The organism is Porphyrobacter sp. CACIAM 03H1, assembly GCF_002215495.1.
Classification (GTDB): domain Bacteria; phylum Pseudomonadota; class Alphaproteobacteria; order Sphingomonadales; family Sphingomonadaceae; genus Erythrobacter.
This window is the reverse complement of the sequence record NZ_CP021378.1, coordinates 294,795-312,135: the sequence shown is the minus strand read 5'-3', so window position 1 is coordinate 312,135 and position 17,341 is coordinate 294,795. Positions and strand designations below refer to the sequence as shown.

At 67.2% G+C, this 17,341-nt stretch carries 17 protein-coding genes and 1 tRNA gene; 5 read left to right on the top strand and 13 right to left on the bottom strand.

Annotation, left to right across the window (positions count from 1 at the left end):
* Window positions 1–14 precede the first annotated feature (14 nt).
* From CBR61_RS01510 to sucC, 3 genes are all read right to left on the bottom strand, one after another.
* Window positions 15–944, bottom strand: coding sequence for an electron transfer flavoprotein subunit alpha/FixB family protein (locus CBR61_RS01510; RefSeq protein WP_088912780.1), 930 nt, complete (start codon window positions 942–944; stop codon window positions 15–17).
* Window positions 945–1,065: 121 nt separating this feature from the next.
* Window positions 1,066–1,815 carry an electron transfer flavoprotein subunit beta/FixA family protein gene (locus CBR61_RS01505; RefSeq protein ID WP_088912779.1) on the bottom strand — a complete coding sequence of 250 codons (750 nt, stop codon included), beginning with the start codon at window positions 1,813–1,815 and terminating at the stop codon, window positions 1,066–1,068.
* A 156-nt stretch (window positions 1,816–1,971) separates the two neighbouring features.
* Window positions 1,972–3,171, bottom strand: a complete 1,200-nt coding sequence (sucC, locus tag CBR61_RS01500; RefSeq protein ID WP_088912778.1) for an ADP-forming succinate--CoA ligase subunit beta — start codon at window positions 3,169–3,171, stop codon at window positions 1,972–1,974.
* Between the two features lie 112 nt (window positions 3,172–3,283).
* Here sucC and CBR61_RS01495 point away from each other — a divergent pair, with 112 nt between their 5' ends.
* Window positions 3,284–4,060: a 3'(2'),5'-bisphosphate nucleotidase CysQ gene (locus tag CBR61_RS01495; RefSeq protein ID WP_088912777.1), complete on the top strand. Its 777-nt coding sequence runs from the start codon at window positions 3,284–3,286 to the stop codon at window positions 4,058–4,060.
* A 170-nt stretch (window positions 4,061–4,230) separates the two neighbouring features.
* Here CBR61_RS01495 and CBR61_RS01490 read toward each other — a convergent pair whose 3' ends face one another.
* The gene (locus CBR61_RS01490; RefSeq protein WP_088912776.1) at window positions 4,231–4,929 is read right to left on the bottom strand and encodes an OmpA family protein; all 699 of its coding nucleotides are present in this window, start codon (window positions 4,927–4,929) and stop codon (window positions 4,231–4,233) included.
* Between the two features lie 201 nt (window positions 4,930–5,130).
* Between CBR61_RS01490 and CBR61_RS01485 the strand changes: the two genes are divergently transcribed.
* Entirely contained in the window at window positions 5,131–6,435 is a 1,305-nt protein-coding gene (locus CBR61_RS01485) for a hemolysin family protein (RefSeq protein WP_088912775.1), read from the top strand.
* 126 nt (window positions 6,436–6,561) lie between these two features.
* On the opposite strand, the gene CBR61_RS01480 is transcribed toward CBR61_RS01485, so the two are convergent.
* From CBR61_RS01480 to CBR61_RS16970, 9 genes are all read right to left on the bottom strand, one after another.
* Window positions 6,562–6,978, bottom strand: coding sequence for a DUF3035 domain-containing protein (locus tag CBR61_RS01480; protein ID WP_088912774.1), 417 nt, complete (start codon window positions 6,976–6,978; stop codon window positions 6,562–6,564).
* Window positions 6,971–7,507: a signal peptidase II gene (gene lspA, locus CBR61_RS01475; protein WP_088912773.1), complete on the bottom strand. Its 537-nt coding sequence runs from the start codon at window positions 7,505–7,507 to the stop codon at window positions 6,971–6,973. Before lspA ends, CBR61_RS01480 begins: the two co-directional genes overlap by 8 nt.
* Window positions 7,504–10,596 (bottom strand): isoleucine--tRNA ligase, encoded by a 3,093-nt coding sequence (gene ileS / locus CBR61_RS01470; protein ID WP_088912772.1) that lies wholly within the window; start codon window positions 10,594–10,596, stop codon window positions 7,504–7,506. The genes lspA and ileS overlap by 4 nt, the downstream gene beginning before the upstream one ends.
* A gap of 110 nt (window positions 10,597–10,706) precedes the next feature.
* A complete protein-coding gene (locus CBR61_RS01465; RefSeq protein WP_088912771.1) occupies window positions 10,707–11,648 on the bottom strand; it encodes a bifunctional riboflavin kinase/FAD synthetase in 942 nt (313 codons plus the stop codon).
* Window positions 11,648–12,169 carry a dihydrofolate reductase gene (locus tag CBR61_RS01460; protein ID WP_088912770.1) on the bottom strand — a complete coding sequence of 174 codons (522 nt, stop codon included), beginning with the start codon at window positions 12,167–12,169 and terminating at the stop codon, window positions 11,648–11,650. The genes CBR61_RS01465 and CBR61_RS01460 overlap by 1 nt, the downstream gene beginning before the upstream one ends.
* Window positions 12,166–13,233: a 5-(carboxyamino)imidazole ribonucleotide synthase gene (locus CBR61_RS01455; RefSeq protein WP_088912769.1), complete on the bottom strand. Its 1,068-nt coding sequence runs from the start codon at window positions 13,231–13,233 to the stop codon at window positions 12,166–12,168. The genes CBR61_RS01460 and CBR61_RS01455 overlap by 4 nt, the downstream gene beginning before the upstream one ends.
* Window positions 13,233–13,724, bottom strand: coding sequence for a 5-(carboxyamino)imidazole ribonucleotide mutase (gene purE, locus CBR61_RS01450; RefSeq protein WP_088912768.1), 492 nt, complete (start codon window positions 13,722–13,724; stop codon window positions 13,233–13,235). Before purE ends, CBR61_RS01455 begins: the two co-directional genes overlap by 1 nt.
* Window positions 13,724–14,410, bottom strand: a complete 687-nt coding sequence (gene gpmA / locus CBR61_RS01445; protein ID WP_088912767.1) for a 2,3-diphosphoglycerate-dependent phosphoglycerate mutase — start codon at window positions 14,408–14,410, stop codon at window positions 13,724–13,726. The genes purE and gpmA overlap by 1 nt, the downstream gene beginning before the upstream one ends.
* Before the next feature lie 35 nt (window positions 14,411–14,445).
* Window positions 14,446–14,595 carry a hypothetical protein gene (locus tag CBR61_RS16970; protein WP_172835906.1) on the bottom strand — a complete coding sequence of 50 codons (150 nt, stop codon included), beginning with the start codon at window positions 14,593–14,595 and terminating at the stop codon, window positions 14,446–14,448.
* Between the two features lie 89 nt (window positions 14,596–14,684).
* Between CBR61_RS16970 and CBR61_RS01435 the strand changes: the two genes are divergently transcribed.
* The 3 genes from CBR61_RS01435 to CBR61_RS01425 all read left to right on the top strand — a co-directional run bounded on the left by CBR61_RS01435 (window position 14,685) and on the right by CBR61_RS01425 (window position 17,303).
* Window positions 14,685–14,759, top strand: a tRNA-Thr gene (locus tag CBR61_RS01435).
* Between the two features lie 126 nt (window positions 14,760–14,885).
* The gene (locus tag CBR61_RS01430) at window positions 14,886–15,323 is read left to right on the top strand and encodes a hypothetical protein (protein WP_088912765.1); all 438 of its coding nucleotides are present in this window, start codon (window positions 14,886–14,888) and stop codon (window positions 15,321–15,323) included.
* A gap of 162 nt (window positions 15,324–15,485) precedes the next feature.
* On the top strand, window positions 15,486–17,303 hold the full coding sequence (locus tag CBR61_RS01425) for a glycoside hydrolase family 15 protein (RefSeq protein ID WP_088912764.1): 1,818 nt from the start codon (window positions 15,486–15,488) through the stop codon (window positions 17,301–17,303).
* Window positions 17,304–17,341 lie beyond the last annotated feature (38 nt).

The following is a 17,341-nucleotide window of genomic DNA, read 5'->3' as shown; positions in this document are numbered from 1 at the left end:
CGGGAGCCCGCGCCTCAGAGCGCGTTGGTGAGCTCCGGCACGGCGGTGAACAGGTCGCCGACAAGGCCGATGTCCGCGACCTGGAAGATCGGGGCGTCTTCGTCCTTGTTGATGGCGATGATGACCTTGGAGTCCTTCATCCCCGCAAGGTGCTGGATCGCGCCCGAGATGCCGATGGCGAAGTAGACTTCGGGGGCGACGATCTTGCCGGTCTGGCCGACCTGGTAGTCGTTGGGGACATAGCCCGCATCGACCGCCGCGCGGCTCGCGCCGATGGCGGCGCCGAGCTTGTCGGCGAGCGGGGTGATGGTCGCCTCGAAGGTCTCCGCGTCCTTGAGGGCGCGGCCGCCCGAGACGATGATCTTCGCGCTGGTCAGTTCCGGACGCTCGCTCTTGGCGATTTCCGAGCTTACGAAGCTCGAGGTGCCCGCGTCGCCCGGGCCGCTGACGGCCTCGATGGTGCCCGAGCCACCCTCGGTCGCGGCCTTCTCGAAGGCGGTGCCGCGCACGGTGAGGACCAGCTTGGCATCGGTCGATTCGACGGTGGCGATGGCGTTGCCGGCGTAGATCGGACGGGTGAAGGTCTTGGGGCCTTCGACTGACAGGATCTCGGAGACCTGCATCACGTCGAGATGGGCGGCGACGCGCGGGGCGACGTTCTTGCCCTGCGTGGTGGCGGCTGCGAGGAAGGCGTCGTGGTGGCCCATCAGCTCGGCAGCGAGCGGGGCGACGTTTTCGGCAAGGCCGTTGGCATAGGCCGCGTCGTCGGCGACGTGGACCTTGCCCACGCCCGCGATCTTGGCGGCAGCCTCGGCGACCGCGCCGCAATTGTGGCCGGCGACCAGCAGGTGCACTTCGCCCAGCTTCGATGCGGCGGTGACGACAGCCAGCGTCGCGTCCTGCAGCTTGGTGTTGTCATGTTCGACGAGAACCAGAGTCTTCATCTCGTTATCCTCTTTCAACCGTTCGGCCTGAGCTTGTCGAAGGGCCGCACTTCCTTTTTCCCCGCGCGCCTCAAGAAGGACGGTGCTTCGACAAGCTCAGCACGAACGGGGGTGGTTCAAATCAATCGGCGATGCCGAGGGTCTTGAGCTTGCCGACCAGTTCGGCGACGTCGGCGACCTTGACGCCGGCCTGGCGCACGGCGGGTTCCTGCACCTTCAGCGTCTTGAGGCGCGGGGTGAGGTCGACGCCGTAATCGGCGGCGGTCTTGGTCGCGAGCGGCTTCTGCTTGGCCTTCATGATGTTGGGCAGCGAGGCGTAGCGCGGCTCGTTGAGGCGCAGATCGGTGGTGACGATCGCGGGGAGGGCGAGCTTCACGGTCTGGAGGCCCCCGTCGACTTCGCGCTTCACGGTGACCGAGTCGCCCTCGACTTCGACGGTGTTGGCGAAGGTGCCCTGCGGGCGGCCCATCAGGGCGGCGAGCATCTGGCCGGTCTGGTTCGAATCGTCCGAGATCGACTGCTTGCCGAGGATGACGAGGCCGGGGGCTTCTTCGTCAGCGATGGCCTTGAGGATCTTGGCGACGGCCAGCGGCTCGACCTCTTCCTCGGTTTCCACCAGGATCGCACGGTCGGCGCCCATTGCCAGCGCGGTGCGCAGGGTTTCCTGCGCCTTGGCCGGGCCGATCGAGACAGCGACGATCTCGGTCGCCGCGCCCTTTTCCTTGAGGCGGATGGCTTCCTCGACGGCGATCTCGTCGAAGGGGTTCATGCTCATCTTGACGTTGGCAAGATCGACGCCCGTGCCGTCGGCCTTGACCCGCGGCTTGACGTTGTAATCGATCACCCGCTTGACGGGGACGAGGATCTTCATGGGGCTTGTCCTTCCTCTCAAAGAATCACGTGACGCACTTCGCGCCTTGGCCGCCCGCCTAGCTTGCGTTTACGTAAACGTCAAGCGAGGCGGGCTGCAATCAGGCCGGGCGAGCGTGATACGCGGCCACGCTCGCCCGGGATGTCGAGGCCCGTGTCAGGCCGCCTTCTTCACTTCCGCGACGATCTTCTTCGCCGCATCGCCGAGGTTGTCGGCCGGCACGATCGCGAGGCCCGAATTGGCGAGGATCGCCTTGCCCTCGGCCACGTTGGTGCCTTCGAGGCGCACCACCAGCGGGACCTGGAGGTTCACGTCCTTCGCTGCCTGCACGATGCCGTTGGCGATCACGTCGCACTTCATGATCCCGCCAAAGATGTTGACGAGGATGCCCTCGACTGCCGGGTCCTTGAGGATGATCTTGAAGGCCGCCGTCACCTTCTCGGTGGTGGCGCCGCCGCCCACGTCGAGGAAGTTCGCCGGGAAAGCGCCATTCAGCTTGATGATGTCCATCGTCGCCATGGCGAGGCCCGCGCCGTTCACCATGCAGCCAATGTTCCCGTCGAGCTTGATGTAGGCGAGGTCGTATTCGCTGGCTTCGATTTCCGCCGGGTCTTCCTCGGTCTCGTCGCGCAGGGCTTCGATGTCGGGGTGGCGGTAAAGGGCGTTGCCGTCGAAGCTCATCTTGGCGTCGAGCACCAGCAGCTTGCCGTCTTCGCTTTCGACCAGCGGGTTGATTTCCAGCATTTCGCAATCGGTGGCGAGGAAAGCGTCGTAGAGCTGCTTCGCCAGCTTCTGCGCCTGCTTGTTGAGATCGCCCTGGAGCTTCAGCGCGAAGGCCACCGCGCGGCCGTGGTGCGGCTGAAAGCCCTGCGCCGGGTCGACGGTGAAGGTGGTGATCAGCTCGGGCGTGTCATGCGCCACGGTCTCGATGTCCATCCCGCCCTCGGTCGACACGACGAAGGCGACGCGGCCGGTGGCGCGGTCGACCAGCAGCGAGAGGTAGTATTCCTTGGCGATGTCGACGCCGTCGGTGATGTAGAGGCGGTTGACCTGCTTGCCCGCTTCGCCCGTCTGGATCGTCACCAGAGTGTTGCCGAGCATTTCCTTGGCGTGAGCTTCCACTTCATCGAGGCTCTTGGCGAGGCGCACGCCGCCCTTGGCGTCGGGGCCCAGTTCCTTGAACTTGCCCTTGCCGCGGCCACCCGCGTGGATCTGTGCCTTCACGACATAGAGCGGCCCGGGCAGCTTCTTGGCGGCCTCAACCGCTTCTTCGACGCTGAGAGCGGCATGGCCGGCGGGCACCGCGATGCCGTGCTTGGCGAGCAGTTCCTTGGCCTGATATTCGTGAACGTTCATTGCGTATCGATCCCTTCAATGCATTCCTGGGGAGAGGTTCGTCCACGCGGGGCCTAAGCACGGATCGTCCCTCTTGAAAAGTGCCCTGTGCAGGGGCAACAGCAAGCCTCTCATGATTGACAGGGCGCACCTTCAGACCATCGTCCGCGAGGCGGGCAGGATCGCCCTTTCGCGCTGGCCGGGGTCTGGGCACGCGCTGCACAGCTGGGACAAGACGCCGGGCAATCCGGTGAGCGAGGCCGACCTCGAGGTCGACCGCTTCCTCAAGCGCGAGCTGCGCCGGCTGCTACCATCCGCCGCGTGGCTTTCCGAGGAAACCGCCGACGACAAGCTGCGCACCCGGAGCGGCCTTATCTGGCTTGTCGATCCGATCGACGGCACCCGCGATTTCGTGCGCGGGCGCGATGGCTGGGCGGTTTCGGTGGCGCTGGTAAGTGCCGGAAAGCCGCTGATCGGAATGCTCGCCGCGCCGGCCCGGGGCGAGGAGTGGATCGCGGTGGCGGGGCAGGGCGCGACGCTCAACGATGCCCCCATCACGGCGAGCCGGCGCACCGAATTCGCCGGCGCCCGCGTGCCGACCCACAGCTTGCCCAAGGAGGACAGCGATCTCGTCGCGGTCGAGCAGCCCAACTCGATCGCGCTCCGGATCGCGATGGTGGCCGACGACCGAGCCGATCTGGTGGCGACGCTGCGCTGGGGCTACGAATGGGACATCGCCGCCGCGACCCTGATCGCGCGCGAGGCGGGGGCGGAGGTCACCGACGCCTTCGGCCGGCCGCTCGCCTACAACAAGCACGACCCGCGCGATTTCGGCGTGCTGGTGTGCTCACCCGCAATCCATGCGGCGGCGGTCGAACGGCTGGCGGAACGGGCGAGGGCGCTGCGCTGAAACGGGCCGCCCGTCAGGGCGACCCGCAAGGCCGAACGGCCGCTCGCAGCGACGCGACCTTGAGGTCGCATGAGCGAGGATTTCGCGGGCCGGAGGGCGCGCGCAGCCGAACAACCAAGACGGGCCGCCCACCGGGGGCGACCCGTCCAGAATTCACGTAATTCCCTCGATCAGCGGCCCGCGCGCGCGGCGTTCACGTCGTCCTGGCTGACCGGGATGATCTTGATCTCGACCCGGCGATTGAGCGGCTCGTTGACGTTGTCGCCGGTCTTCACGCGAAGGTGATCGTAGCTCTCGCCGAAGCCCCTGGTCGCCATGCGCGCCCGCGCAACCCCGCGCGCGGCGAGATAGTCGGCGACGGCCTGGGCGCGCTGTTCCGACAGGCGCTGGTTGGTCGCCGGCGAGCCGGTGGTGTCGGTGAAGCCGTAAACGTCGATCAGGCTGTTGGGATACTTGATGAGCGTCTCGGCGACCGAGTTCAGCGTGTCGTAGAAGCCGGGATTGATCGCCGCCGAGCCGGTGGAGAAAGTCACTCCGTCGGGCAGGCGCACGAGGATCGCGTCCTGATCACCCACTTCCTCGACATCCACGCCGCTGCCCGCGGTCTGTTCCTTCAGCTCGCGGATCTGGTCGTCGTACTGCTTGCCGAGGATCGCACCGGCCGAACCGCCGATGCCGGCGCCGATGATGCGCCCGGTGTCCCCGCCGATCGCCCCGCCCAGCAGATAGCCGAGCGTGCCGCCGAGACCGGTCCCGATCGCGGTGCGGGAGACCTTCTTCTCGCCGGTGTTGGGGTCGGTGACGCAGGCGCTCGTGCCCAGCAGCGCGACGGCTGCGGTGCCCGAAAGCAGGATACGTGAAATGTTCATGACGTTGCCTCCCTCTTTACTCTTCGCGACGATGCCATGTCGCCTCAGCGGCGACAAGCCGTCGATCCGGCGCGACGCTAAGGTTCTTGAAAGTCCTTTCCTTGACCCATGTTGAACAAACCCGCCACGCCGTGCGCCCGCGCGGCTCGTTGCACTGTTGCAAGGCTGGCAAGCGACCCGGATTGTGCTAGCGCGAAGGGCGTGACACCCTTTCCCTGGACAGATCTGTTCATCATCCTCGCGCTCGTCGTGCTCAACGGCGTGTTCGCCATGTCGGAGCTGGCGATCGTCTCTGCCAAGACCAGCGCGCTCGAGGCGAAGGCGGAAGCAGGATCGACGTCGGCGCGCATCGCGATCACGCTCGCGGCGGACCCGGGCAAGTTCCTCTCGACCGTGCAGATCGGCATCACGCTGATCGGGATCATCGCCGGCGCCTATTCGGGCGCGAGCCTCGGCGGCCCGGTGGGCGAGCGGCTTGCGGCGTTGGGGGTTCCCGAACGCTACGCCGACGAAAGCGGCTTCGCGCTGGTGATCGCCGTCACCACCTATCTCAGCCTGATCGTCGGCGAGCTGGTGCCCAAGCAGCTGGCGCTCCAGGCGGCGGTGCCGGTCTCGCTGGTGATGGCGCGCCCGATGGCCTTCCTCGCCAAGGCCGCAGCACCGCTGGTTTGGGTGCTCGATTCGAGCTCCGCCGCGATCATCCGCCTGTTCGGCATCCGCAGCGGCGACGAGGGCCGCGTCACCGCCGAGGAACTGCGCATGATCTTCGCCGAGGCGACCCGGTCGGGCGTGATCGAGGCGGAGCAGCGCCAGATCCTCACCGGCGTCGTGCGCCTTGCCCAGCGACCGGTGCGCGAGATGATGACCCCGCGCACCGAGGTCGACTGGATCGATGCCGATGCCGACGCGGCGGAGATGCGCGAGACGATCGAGGAAAGCACCCACTCGCTTCTGCCGGTCGCGGAAGGCTCGCCCGACACGATCCTCGGCGTCGTCAAGGTGCGCGATGTGCTCGCCGCGCTGGTCGCCGGTCGGCCCGTCGCGCTGCGCGCAATGATGCGCAGGGTGGAGGTCGTCCCCGATCAGCTCGACGCGATGGATGCGCTGCGCGTGCTGCAATCCGCCGAGGTGGCGATGGCGGTCGTGCACGACGAATACGGGCATTTCGAAGGCATCGTCACCCCCGTCGACCTGCTCACCGCGATCGTCGGCAACTTCGCCAGCGACAGCGACGACGGCGACCTGCCGAGCGTGGTGGAGCGCGAGGACGGATCGCTGCTGGTCTCCGGATCGCTCTCGGCCGATGCGCTCGCCGACCGGCTGGGGCTCGATTACGGCGAGGACCGCGAGTTCGGGACGGCGGCGGGCTATGCCCTGTCGGTGATGAAGAAGCTGCCGCACGAAGGCGAGCACTTCACCGACCAGGGCTGGCGTTTCGAGGTGGTCGACATGGACGGCCGCCGCATCGACAAGCTGCTGGTGAGCAAGGTGGTCGAGGGGGACTGAGAAGCAAGCCTCAACCCCGTTCGTGTCGAGCGCAGTCGAGACACCTGACCGGGCCTCTCGACTGACGACGAAGTCCGCAGTTCATCGTGAGCCTGCCGAAGGGCTCGAGGCGAACGGATGTTGCTGTCAGGCGCTCGGGATTACGGTCGAAGCCGACTGGCCGTCACCTTCCGGCGCCGCGATGATGTCGCGGGTGACGCGGCCCTTGGCGACGGTGTTGGTCCCGGTGTCGCCGACCTGCGAGCGGATGCTCGGCGCGGCGCTTCCGGCACGATCAAGCACGCTCGCCTCGACCCGGCTGCGCGGCGCGGGGCCGCCGAACAGGGCTTCGAGCGCCTGTTCCGAGGCGGTGCCTTCCGCGGGGCGCGGGGCGCCGGGTGCGGGCGGGGTGAGGGTGAAATCGGGCGGAACCACCAGCGGCGCCTGGCGCTGCACGGCGAACTCGTCGGGACGCGCGCGGTTGAACACCCCGCCGCCGCCGCCGCAACCCGCCAGCATCGCGGCCGCGCCGGCCAGCAGGATCAGGGGTGCCATCTTACGCATTGTGTTGCTCTCCATGGGGCGCGTCCCCGGTTTCGGTGTCGCCCTTGTCGCGCACCAGCAGGCTGCGGGCAAGGATAATGACGACGCCGAGGGTAATCGCGGCGTCGGCGATGTTGAAGATCAGGAAGGGGCGGAAGTCCCCGATGTGGAAATCGGCATAGTCGATGACATAGCCGAGGTCATAGCGGTCGCGGATATTCCCCAGCGCCCCGCCGAGGATCAGCGCCAGCCCGACGATGTCGGCGAGGGCCTTCTCGCGCATCATCCACACCAGCACCACCAGCGCGATGGCCGCGGTGAGCGCGACCAGCAGCCAGCGGGTCTCCATGTCGTTCGCCTGGAACATCCCGAGCGAGATGCCGCGGTTCTCCATGTAGGTGAGGTCGAAGAAGGGCAGCAGGTCGATGTGCAGCACGCGGCGCAGGTCGAGCGGGCCGATCACCCAGAGCTTCACCGCCTGGTCGATCACCGCCACGAAGGCGGCAAGCGCGAGGCCGATCACGCGATTTCGGGTGAACAGCCCGCTCATGACCCGACAACCGCATCGCAACGGGTGCACAACGACCCCTCGACGGCCACGTCGGGCAGGTGGCGCCAGCAGCGGCCGCACTTGTGGTGGCTGGTCTTGGTCACGATCACGGCCTCGCCCTGCCCGCGGGTGACTGTCGCGGTGATGAACAGTTCGGCGAGCTGTTCGTCGGTGATGCCGTCCGGCACGGCCGCTGCCGGGACGACCACTTCGGCCTCAAGGCTCGAACGGATGGTCTTGTCACGCCGCAGCGGCTCGATCGCTTCGTTGACCTGGTCGCGCAGGGCCCTGAGGGCGTTCCACTTCGCGCGGTCGGCGACGACGCCGGGGATGCTCGGCCATTCGAGCAAGTGGACAGAGCCGCGCTGGCCCGCGTCATCCGCCTCGCCATCCTCGGGATAGCGGCTGAGCCACACCTCCTCCGCCGTGAACACCAGCACCGGCGCGGCGTAGCGCACCAGCGCGTGGAACAGCAGGTCGAGCACGGTGCGATAGGCGTTGCGCGTGGTGCTCTCCGGCCCGTCGCAATAGAGCGAGTCCTTGCGGATATCGAAGAAGAAGGCGCTGAGGTCCTCGTTGCAGAAATCGACCAGCAGGCGGGTGTAGGTGTTGAAGTCGTAGGCCTCCGCCGCCGCCTTCAGCTTCCCGTCCAGCTCGCTGAGCAGCGAGAGGACGTAGACCTCCAGCTCCGGCAGCTCGCCCGCGTCGCTCCAGTCGCCCACGAACCCGTCGAGCGCGCCGAGCAGATAGCGGAAGGTGTTGCGGAGCTTGCGATACTGGTCGCCGACGCCCTTCAGGATCTCGTCGCCGATGCGGTGATCCTCGGTGAAGTCGACGCTCAGCGCCCACAGCCGGATGATGTCCGCGCCGTAGGTCTCCATCACCTTCAAGGGATCGACCGTGTTGCCGAGGCTCTTGGACATCTTCTTGCCCTTGGCATCCATCGTGAAGCCGTGGGTGAGAACCTGGTCGTAAGGCGCGCGGCCGCGGGTGGCCGAGGATTGCAGCAGCGAGGACTGGAACCAGCCGCGATGCTGGTCAGAGCCTTCGAGATAGAGGTCGGCGGGCCATTGCAGGTCCGGCCAGCGCCCGCTTTCAAGCACGAAGGCATGGGTGCAGCCCGAATCGAACCACACGTCGAGAATGTCGGTGACCATCTCGAATTCTGCCGGGTCATGGTCCGGGCCGAGGAAGGCCGCCTTGTTGGCGCTGTTCCACGCGTCCATGCCTTCCGCGTTCACCGCCGCGACGATGCGGGCGTTCACGGCGGGGTCTTGCAGGTAGGAGCCGTCGGGCCGCACGAACAAAGTGATCGGCACGCCCCAGGCGCGCTGGCGGCTCAGCACCCAGTCGGGCCGGCCCTCGACCATCGCGCCGATGCGGTTGCGGCCCTTTTCGGGGATGAATTTCACCCGTGCGATCTCGGCGAGGGCTACGTCCCTCAAACTCCGTTCGGGCTGAGCCTGTCGAAGCCCTGCACTTTCTTCAGCACCGTCGGTTGAAGAGAAGGACAGCCGTTGATCCTGCGGATCAGCTACGCTTCCGACAAGCTCAGGGCGAACGGTTTTCTGATCCATCGGCACGAACCACTGGGGCGTGCAGCGGAAGATCACCTTGGCCTTGGAGCGCCACGAATGGGGGTAGGAGTGCGCATAGTCCGCGCTCGCCGCCAGCAGGGCGCCGGCTTCGGCGAGGTCGGAGCAGATCGGGCCGTCGGGCGCGTTGAACTTGGGGTTGATGACGCTCATGCGCCGCTCATCCGCGCCGCCGAGCCAGCCCCAGTCGTCGCGGTAGCGCCCGTCGTCCATCACCGCGAAGACCGGGTTGATGCCGTTCGCCTTGCACAGCTCGAAGTCGTCCTCGCCATGATCGGGCGCCATGTGGACGAGGCCGGTGCCGCTATCGGTGGTGACGAAGTCGCCGGGAAGCAGCGGGCGCGGGGCCGCGTAGAACCCGCCGAGATGGTGCATCGGGTGGCGGGCGAGGGTGCCGGCGAGGTCTGCGCCTCTAAAGGTTTGCTCTATGTCGACAGCTACTATTGATGCATTCGGAGGCATTGTCTTCGCTTCGACCTGCCTCACCACATCGGCTTTCAGGCGGCTTGTAAAGCTCTCGACAAGGTCTCGTGCCACGAAGAACCGCGCCCTCTTGCGAGATGACTTCTTTATCTCCTCGATCATTTTGCGACGAATGCGTCCCGAACGATCAGATGTGTCGTCCGGCAGGTTGTCCGGATCCAAGAGGCCAGCGGCAAAATCGTACTCTATGGAGCACAAGGCGTACTCAACCTCGGGCCCATAGGCCAAAGCCTGGTTCACCGGGATCGTCCACGGCGTCGTCGTCCAGATCACCGCGTGGGCGCCGACCAGTTCGGGGATCGGGCTCTCGACGATCTCAAAGCCCACGTCGATCTGGGTCGAGGTGATGTCTTCGTATTCGACCTCCGCCTCGGCCAGTGCGGTCTGCTCCACGGGCGACCACATCACCGGCTTCGAGCCGCGGTAGAGGTTCCCCGCCTCGACCAGCTTGAGCAGCTCGGCGACGATCACCGCCTCGCTCTCCTTCTGCATGGTGAGGTAGGGGTGGTCCCAGTCGCCCATGATGCCGAGGCGCTTCAGCTGCCCGCGCTGCACGTCGACCCAGTGCTGCGCATAGGCACGGCACTCGTCGCGGAAGGCCTTCACCGCCGCCTCGTCACGCCCCTTGCCGGTGAGGACGGGCTTGGCTTTCTTCTCCTTGCGGTACTGCTCCTCGACCTTCCATTCGATGGGGAGGCCGTGGCAGTCCCAGCCCGGCACGTAAGGCGCATCGCGGCCCAGCAGGTTCTGGGTGCGGCAGACCATGTCCTTGAGGATGTGGTTGAGCGCATGGCCGATATGCATGTCGCCATTGGCGTAGGGCGGGCCGTCGTGGAGGATGAACTTTTCCCGGCCCTTCCGGCTCTTGCGCAGCGCGTCATAGAGGCCAATCGCTTCCCAGCGCGCGGCAATGCCCGGCTCCTTCTGGGGGAGGCCGGCCTTCATGGGGAAATCGGTCTTCGGCAGGAAGACGGTGTCCCGGTAATCGCGCTGCGTGGGTTCGTCGGACATATCGCGCGGGGCCTTAGCCTTTCATCCCGCAACTGCAAAGGCTCGTCATTGCGAGCGGCGGAGCCGCGCGGCAATCCAGAGCGCATCGCGTGTCGCCCTAGATTGCCGCGCTACGCTCGCAATGACGAGGAAAGCAACCGCCGCGCCTCGGCGCAATCCTTGTCCATCTGGGCGATCAGCGCCTCGAGGCTGTCGAACTTCGCCTCGCCGCGCAGGTAGTGGTGGAAGGCCACCTCGATCTCCTGACCGTAGAGGTCGCCGGCAAAGTCGAAGAAATAGGGCTCGAGCAGCTCCTTGGGCGGTTCGAACTGCGGGCGGATGCCGATGTTGGCGGCGCCCTTCAGCACCTCGCCCGTGGCGAGTATGCGGCCCGTCACGGCGTAGATGCCGTATTTGGGGCGCAGGTAATTCTCCACGCCGAGATTGGCAGTGGGATAGCCGATGGTGCGCCCGCGCTTGTCGCCATGTTCGACGATGCCGCGGATCGCGAAGGGCCGGGTGAGCAACCGCGCGGCCTCCTGCGGGTCGCCGTCGCGCAGGGCCTGGCGGATGCGGCTGGAGGAGACGACCTCTCCGCCCTCGGCCACCGCGTCCACGACCCGCGATTGCAGCCCCAGCTCGCCGCCGAGGGTGCGCAGCAGATCGACATTGCCCTTCGCGCCCTTGCCGAAGGTGAAGTCACCCCCAGTGACCACGCCGTGTGCGCCGAAGCGGTCGATCAGGATGCGCTGGATGAAATCCTCCGCGCTCGTCCCGGCGAGTTCCGCGTCGAAGTGGAACACCAGCATCGCGGTCGCGCCTGCCGCCAGATACAATTCCTGCCGCTGCTCCAGCGTCGTCAGGCGGAAGGGCGGCACATCGGGGCGGAAGAAGCGCACCGGGTGGGGATCGAAGGTGGCGATGATCGAGGGGCGGCCCTCGGCGTGTGCCCAGCGGATCGCCTCGCCCGCAACCGCCTGGTGCCCGCGATGGAACCCGTCGAAATTGCCGAGCGCGATCACGGCGCCCCGCAAGGGCTCGGGCATCGTCTCGCGGTGATCGAGCCAGCGCATCAGCCCTGCGCCCCCGCCCGCCGGAACGTCAGGAAGGAGAAGGCGGGGTGTGCGCCGTCTGCCGCATGATCCTCGCGCGCGGTCAGCACCCATTCGCGGCCCGGCTCGGCCATGAAGGTGTCGCCCGCGTAGTCGGCATGGATCTGGGTGAGTTCGATGCGGTGTGCGAGCGGCATGAACACGTCGTAGATCGCCGCCCCGCCGATCACCGCCACCTCGCCTGTTGCGTTCCCCTCGGCCGCCAGCGCCAGCGCCTCCTGGACCGACCCGGCCATCGCCACGCCTTCGGGCGCGAAGCCCTCGCGGCGGGAGAGGACGATGTGGCGGCGCCCGGGGAGGAGGCCGGGCAGGCTCTCGAAGGTCTTGCGGCCCATGATCATCGGGAGACCAAGTCCTTTTTGGCCCATCGTCAGCGCCTTGAACCGCTTGAGGTCGGCGGGCAGGCGCCAGGGCAGGTCGCCCTCGTTGCCGATCGCGCCATTGGCGGCGCGGGCGTAGATCAGCACGATTTCGGGCGTCATTTCAGCGCGTGCCCGACGCGGGTGACATGGCCCATCTTGCGCCCCTCGCGCGCTTCGGCCTTGCCGTAGAGGTGGAGGTGCGGCTCGCCGGGTTCGGCGAGGATCATGTGGGCCTTCAGCGCATCCTCGCCGACGATGTTGCGCATTTCGATGCTGGCGAAGCGGGTCTTGGTGCCCCCCAGCGGCAACTCGCAGATCGCGCGGATGTGGTTCTCGAACTGGCTCGTGGCCGCGCCTTCGATCGTCCAGTGGCCGGAATTGTGGACCCGCGGGGCCATCTCGTTGAACACCGGGCCTTCGCGGGTGGCGAAGAATTCCAGCGTCAGCACCCCGACATAGCCGAGCGCCTCGGCGACCCTTGCCGCCAGTTCGCGCGCGGCGGGGACCTGCGCCTCGACCAGCGCGCCCGCCGGGAGGATCGACTGGGCGAGCATCCCGCCCTCGTGAAGATTGGCGGTCGAATCCCAGAACCGCACCTCGCCATCGGCCCCGCGCACGAGAATGACCGAGAACTCGGTCTCGTACGTCACGAAGCCCTCGTAGATGCAGGTCACACCCGGGAAGACGGCCGTTCCGGCCTCGACCACCGAGCGTACCCGCCACTGGCCCTTGCCGTCATAGCCGTCGCGCGCGGTCTTGAGGATGCCGGGGGTGCCGACCGCGGCGATGGCGGCGGCGAGATCTTCGGCACTCTCCACCGCCCGATAGGGCGCAGGCACCCCGCCGAGTTCGGCAGCGAAGGCCTTCTCGCGCAGCCGGTCCTGCGCCACCTCGAGCGCGCGGACGGGGCAGGCCAGCAGCGGTTCGGGCAGGGCCGCGACGGTGGAGACGGGCACGTTCTCGAATTCCCACGTCACCACATCGCAGGCCGCGGCGAATTGCCCGAGCGCCGCAGCATCGTCCCACTCGGCGGTGATGAAGCCCGAGCAGGCATCGGCCGCGACATTGTCGCCCTCGGGCGCGAAGCCGACGACCCGGTAGCCGAGCTGCAAGGCGGCGACCGCCATCATCCGGCCCAGCTGCCCGCCGCCGAGGATGCCGATGGTGGAACCGGGGGGAAGCATCAGTCCTCCGGCACCTCGCCCACGCCCGCGCTCTTCGCGGCGCGCCAGTCCTGCAGGCGTTCGGAGAGATCCTCGTCCGAGAGCGCCAGGATCGAGGCCGCCAGCAGCCCCGCGTTCTTCGCCCCCGCCTCGCCGATCGCCAGCGTGCCGACGGGAATGCCGCCCGGCATCTGCACGATCGAGAGCAGGCTATCCATGCCGCTCAATGCCTTCGACTGCACCGGAACGCCCAGCACCGGGAGGTGCGTCATGCTGGCGATCATCCCGGGCAGGTGAGCCGCGCCGCCCGCGCCGGCGATGATGACGGAGAAGCCCTCGCCCTCGGCGCCCTTCGCGAAAGCGACCATCCGGTCGGGCGTGCGGTGGGCCGAGACGATCCGCGCCTCGTGGGGCACTTCCAGCTCGTCGAGCACCTCGGCGGCGGCCTTCATGGTCGGCCAGTCGGACTGGCTGCCCATCACGATCGCGACCTTCCCCCCGATGGCGTCCATCACGCGTCCTTCAGATAGTGGCGTTCACCTGCGACCCGGTCGCCATCGAAGTCGTAGACGATCGGCTGGCCGGTGGGAATCTCGAGGTCGGTGATGTCCGCGTCGGAGATGCCCGAAAGGTGCTTCACCAGCGCGCGCAGGGAATTGCCGTGGGCGGCGATGATCACCGTCTCGCCGCGCGCCAGCACGGGCAGGATGGTGCTTTCCCAATAGGGCAGCACGCGCTCGATCGTGAGCTTTAGGCTCTCGGTCGAGGGGATCGCGATCCCGGCATAGCGCGGGTCGCTGGCGAGATCGAATTCGCTCCCCGCTTCCAGCACCGGCGGGGGAATGTCGAAGCTGCGGCGCCAGATCTTCACCTGATCATCGCCGTGCTTGGCCGCGGTCTCGGCCTTGTCGAGGCCGGTGAGGCCCCCATAGTGGCGCTCGTTGAGCCGCCAGTCCTTGACCTCAGGGATCCACAGCCGCCCTGCCGCCTCCAGCGCTAGGTGCAGCGTCTTGATCGCGCGGGTCTGGAGCGAGGTGAAGGCATAAGTCGGCAGCACGCCCTTCTCGCGCAGCAGGTGACCGGCGGCGGTGGCCTCGGCGACGCCCTTTTCGGTTAGGTCGACATCCCACCAGCCGGTGAAGCGGTTTTCGAGGTTCCACTGGCTCTGGCCGTGGCGGACGAGGATGAGCTTGGGCATTGTCGCTTTCCGTCAGTGCGGTTGAGGGCGGGGGGTTAGCTTTCGTCCGAGCGAATGGGAAGCGATTCCGTCACATCCGAATCGCCCATCGCCCGCGCCTGCGCCTTCCTGCGTCGCAGGTTCTCGCGCAGCTTGGCCGCGAGCCGCTCTTCGCGTGACATATTCTTGCGAGGGTCTTCACTCATGCGAAACGCATTGCCGATATGGGAGCACAGCTTCAACCCCCGCTTGACATTGCGGGGAGGCGCGACAATAGGGCGCGCCTGTTTCCGGCGCTGCTGTAGCTCAGTGGTAGAGCGCACCCTTGGTAAGGGTGAGGTCGGGAGTTCAATCCTCCCCAGCAGCACCATATTTCATGACTTTAGCCCAATCTGGGGCGTGTCCCTTCATATCGTTCGTTAACCATGCCAGCCTTCGCGGGGAGAGTCGCGGCGCGTCAAGGCGCGACCGGGGCCGGTTGGGGCAAGAGGTCGATATGTCGGGTGTCGCATCGCGCTATGTCGCGTCGTTCTTCGTCGAGCTGTTCAGCGAATTCCTGCGCTTCGGCGTTCACCAGAACGATCTCACCGTCGAGGAGGTCGCGATCATCTGCCTCGTCGCCTCCGAGAGCACCCGGGAGCTCAGGAAGGACCCGTTCCTAACGCGCACCTTCGCGAACGAGGATGCCGCGATCCCCGACGAGGCCCGGCCCGCGGTCAGTCTCAAGTTCATCTACACCAGCCTAGGCATGAGCCGCGAGACCACACGGCGGCGGGTCAACGGCCTCGTCGCGCGCGGCTATCTGAGGCGATCGGGCCGCGGCTTCCTTTTTCCGGCGCAGATCGGCGACGCCGATTACACCTTCGAGATCCGTGGCTTCCTCAATCGGAAGATGAAGGATCTGAACTCCTACCTCGCCAGAATCCCGGACTGACCGGCGCCGCCGAACACTGTGGTGCGCCGACACCTGCCCAAGGAACGGCGCTGAGGATCGGGGCACCGGGGCCGCGCGCCCCGGACCTGCGGCTCGCCGTGTCCCCGCCACCACTCGCGGCGGATGGCGGGTGCGGCTTTTGACCACCGGCCCCAGGCCCTTATGCCACCGGGCGTGGCTTCCCCGGCGACCCCCGACCTCGAACTCTGGCCGATCGGCAATTGCCAGATCAGCGCGCTCGTCGACCGCGAGGGCGCGATCGTGTGGGCCTGCGTGCCGCGCGTCGATGGCGATCCGGTGTTCTGTTCGCTGATGAACGGCGCGAACCGCGAGGACGGCGTCTGGCGGATCGAACTGGTCGGGCAGGTGTCCGCCTCGCAGTCCTATATCCGCAACACCCCGATCCTCGTCACCCGCCTCGAGGCGGAGGACGGCAGCGCCGTCGAGGTGCTCGATTTCTGCCCGCGGCACGAGGGCAAGGGGCGGATGTACCGCCCCGTGGCGATCGGGCGGATCGTGCGGCCGGTGGCGGGATCCCCGCGCATCCGCGTGGTTCTCACGCCGATGCGCGACTACGGGGCCGCGCGGGCCGAGACCACCCACGGCACCAACCACATCCGCTATCTCACCGGCCCCCAGGCGCTGCGGCTCACCACCGACGCACCGGTCGGCTACGTGCTAGAGGGGCGCCCCTTCCGGCTGGAGGCGGACACGCATTTCTTCCTCGGCCCCGACGAGCCCTTCGGCGGCCCCCTGCGCGAGGAAATCCGTCGCATGGAGCAGGCGACGCGCGATTACTGGCAACGCTGGGTGCGGGGCCTCGCGACACCCGTCGAATGGCAGCCCGAGGTTATCCGCTGCGCCATCACGCTGAAGCTGTGCCAGCACGAGGAGACCGGCGCGATCGTCGCCGCGCTCACCACCTCGATCCCCGAGGCGCCCCATTCGGAGCGGAACTGGGACTACCGCTACTGCTGGATCCGCGATTCCTACTACACCGTGCAGGCGCTCAACCGGCTGGGCGCGCTGGATGTGCTGGAGAAATATCTCGCCTATCTCAGGAACATCGTCGATGCGGCCAAGGGCGGGCAGATCCAGCCGCTCTATTCGGTGATGGGCGTATCCGAACTGCACGAGACCGCCGCGCCCGCGCTGGCGGGCTATCGCGGGATGGGGCCGGTGCGCGTGGGCAATGCCGCCTACCAGCAGGTCCAGCACGACTGCTACGGCCAGATCGTGCTGCCGACGGTGCAGGGCTTCATCGACCAGCGCTTGCTGCGCATCGCCGACGAGCGCGATTTCGAGAGCCTCGAGGCGGTGGGCGAGATGGCCTATGCGATGCACGACCAGCCCGATGCGGGCCTGTGGGAGTTCCGCACCCGCAAGGAGGTGCACACCTATTCGGCGGTGATGAGCTGGGCCGCCTGCGACCGGCTGGCGATGGCCGCCGACTGGCTCGGCAAGACCGACCGCGCCCAACTCTGGCGCGCGCGGGCCGACGCCATCCGCGCGACGATCGAGGCCGAGGCGTGGGTTGATGGAGGCGAGGACGGCGGCCACTACGGCGCCAGCTTCGAGAGCGACTATCTCGATGCGAGCCTGCTCCAGATGGTCGAACTCAGGTTCCTCGCGCCCGACAACCCGCGCTTCCTGTCCACCTTCGCCGCCGTGGAGGAGCAGCTCAGGCGCGGCGATTTCATGCTGCGCTATGCTGCCGAGGACGATTTCGGCCTGCCCGAGACCGCCTTCAACGTCTGCACCTTCTGGCTGATCGAGGCGCTGCACCTTGCCGGTCGCAGCGACGAGGCGCGCGGGCTCTTTTCGACCATGCTCAGCCACACCACCGCCTCGGGCCTGCTGAGCGAGGACATCGACTTCGTCACCGGCGAATTGTGGGGCAATTTCCCCCAGACCTATTCGCTGGTCGGCGTGATCAACTGCGCGGGCCTGCTCTCCAAGCCGTGGAGCGACGTGCGCTAAAGCGGCGGCCACCCCGTCAAAATTGACGATACGCCCCA

Bases quoted from the DNA above. Each gene is read 5' to 3' on its own strand.
- CBR61_RS01510 (WP_088912780.1), bottom strand. From the start codon at position 944: ATGAAGACTCTGGTTCTCGTCGAACATGACAACACCAAGCTGCAGGAC.
- CBR61_RS01505 (WP_088912779.1), bottom strand. From the start codon at position 1,815: ATGAAGATCCTCGTCCCCGTCAAGCGGGTGATCGATTACAACGTCAAG.
- sucC (WP_088912778.1), bottom strand. From the start codon at position 3,171: ATGAACGTTCACGAATATCAGGCCAAGGAACTGCTCGCCAAGCACGGC.
- CBR61_RS01495 (WP_088912777.1), top strand. From the start codon at position 3,284: ATGATTGACAGGGCGCACCTTCAGACCATCGTCCGCGAGGCGGGCAGG.
- CBR61_RS01490 (WP_088912776.1), bottom strand. From the start codon at position 4,929: ATGAACATTTCACGTATCCTGCTTTCGGGCACCGCAGCCGTCGCGCTG.
- CBR61_RS01480 (WP_088912774.1), bottom strand. From the start codon at position 6,978: ATGCGTAAGATGGCACCCCTGATCCTGCTGGCCGGCGCGGCCGCGATG.
- lspA (WP_088912773.1), bottom strand. From the start codon at position 7,507: ATGAGCGGGCTGTTCACCCGAAATCGCGTGATCGGCCTCGCGCTTGCC.
- ileS (WP_088912772.1), bottom strand. From the start codon at position 10,596: ATGTCCGACGAACCCACGCAGCGCGATTACCGGGACACCGTCTTCCTG.
- CBR61_RS01465 (WP_088912771.1), bottom strand. From the start codon at position 11,648: ATGCGCTGGCTCGATCACCGCGAGACGATGCCCGAGCCCTTGCGGGGC.
- CBR61_RS01460 (WP_088912770.1), bottom strand. From the start codon at position 12,169: ATGACGCCCGAAATCGTGCTGATCTACGCCCGCGCCGCCAATGGCGCG.
- CBR61_RS01455 (WP_088912769.1), bottom strand. From the start codon at position 13,233: ATGCTTCCCCCCGGTTCCACCATCGGCATCCTCGGCGGCGGGCAGCTG.
- purE (WP_088912768.1), bottom strand. From the start codon at position 13,724: ATGGACGCCATCGGGGGGAAGGTCGCGATCGTGATGGGCAGCCAGTCC.
- gpmA (WP_088912767.1), bottom strand. From the start codon at position 14,410: ATGCCCAAGCTCATCCTCGTCCGCCACGGCCAGAGCCAGTGGAACCTC.
- CBR61_RS16970 (WP_172835906.1), bottom strand. From the start codon at position 14,595: ATGAGTGAAGACCCTCGCAAGAATATGTCACGCGAAGAGCGGCTCGCG.
- CBR61_RS01430 (WP_088912765.1), top strand. From the start codon at position 14,886: ATGTCGGGTGTCGCATCGCGCTATGTCGCGTCGTTCTTCGTCGAGCTG.
- CBR61_RS01425 (WP_088912764.1), top strand. From the start codon at position 15,486: ATGCCACCGGGCGTGGCTTCCCCGGCGACCCCCGACCTCGAACTCTGG.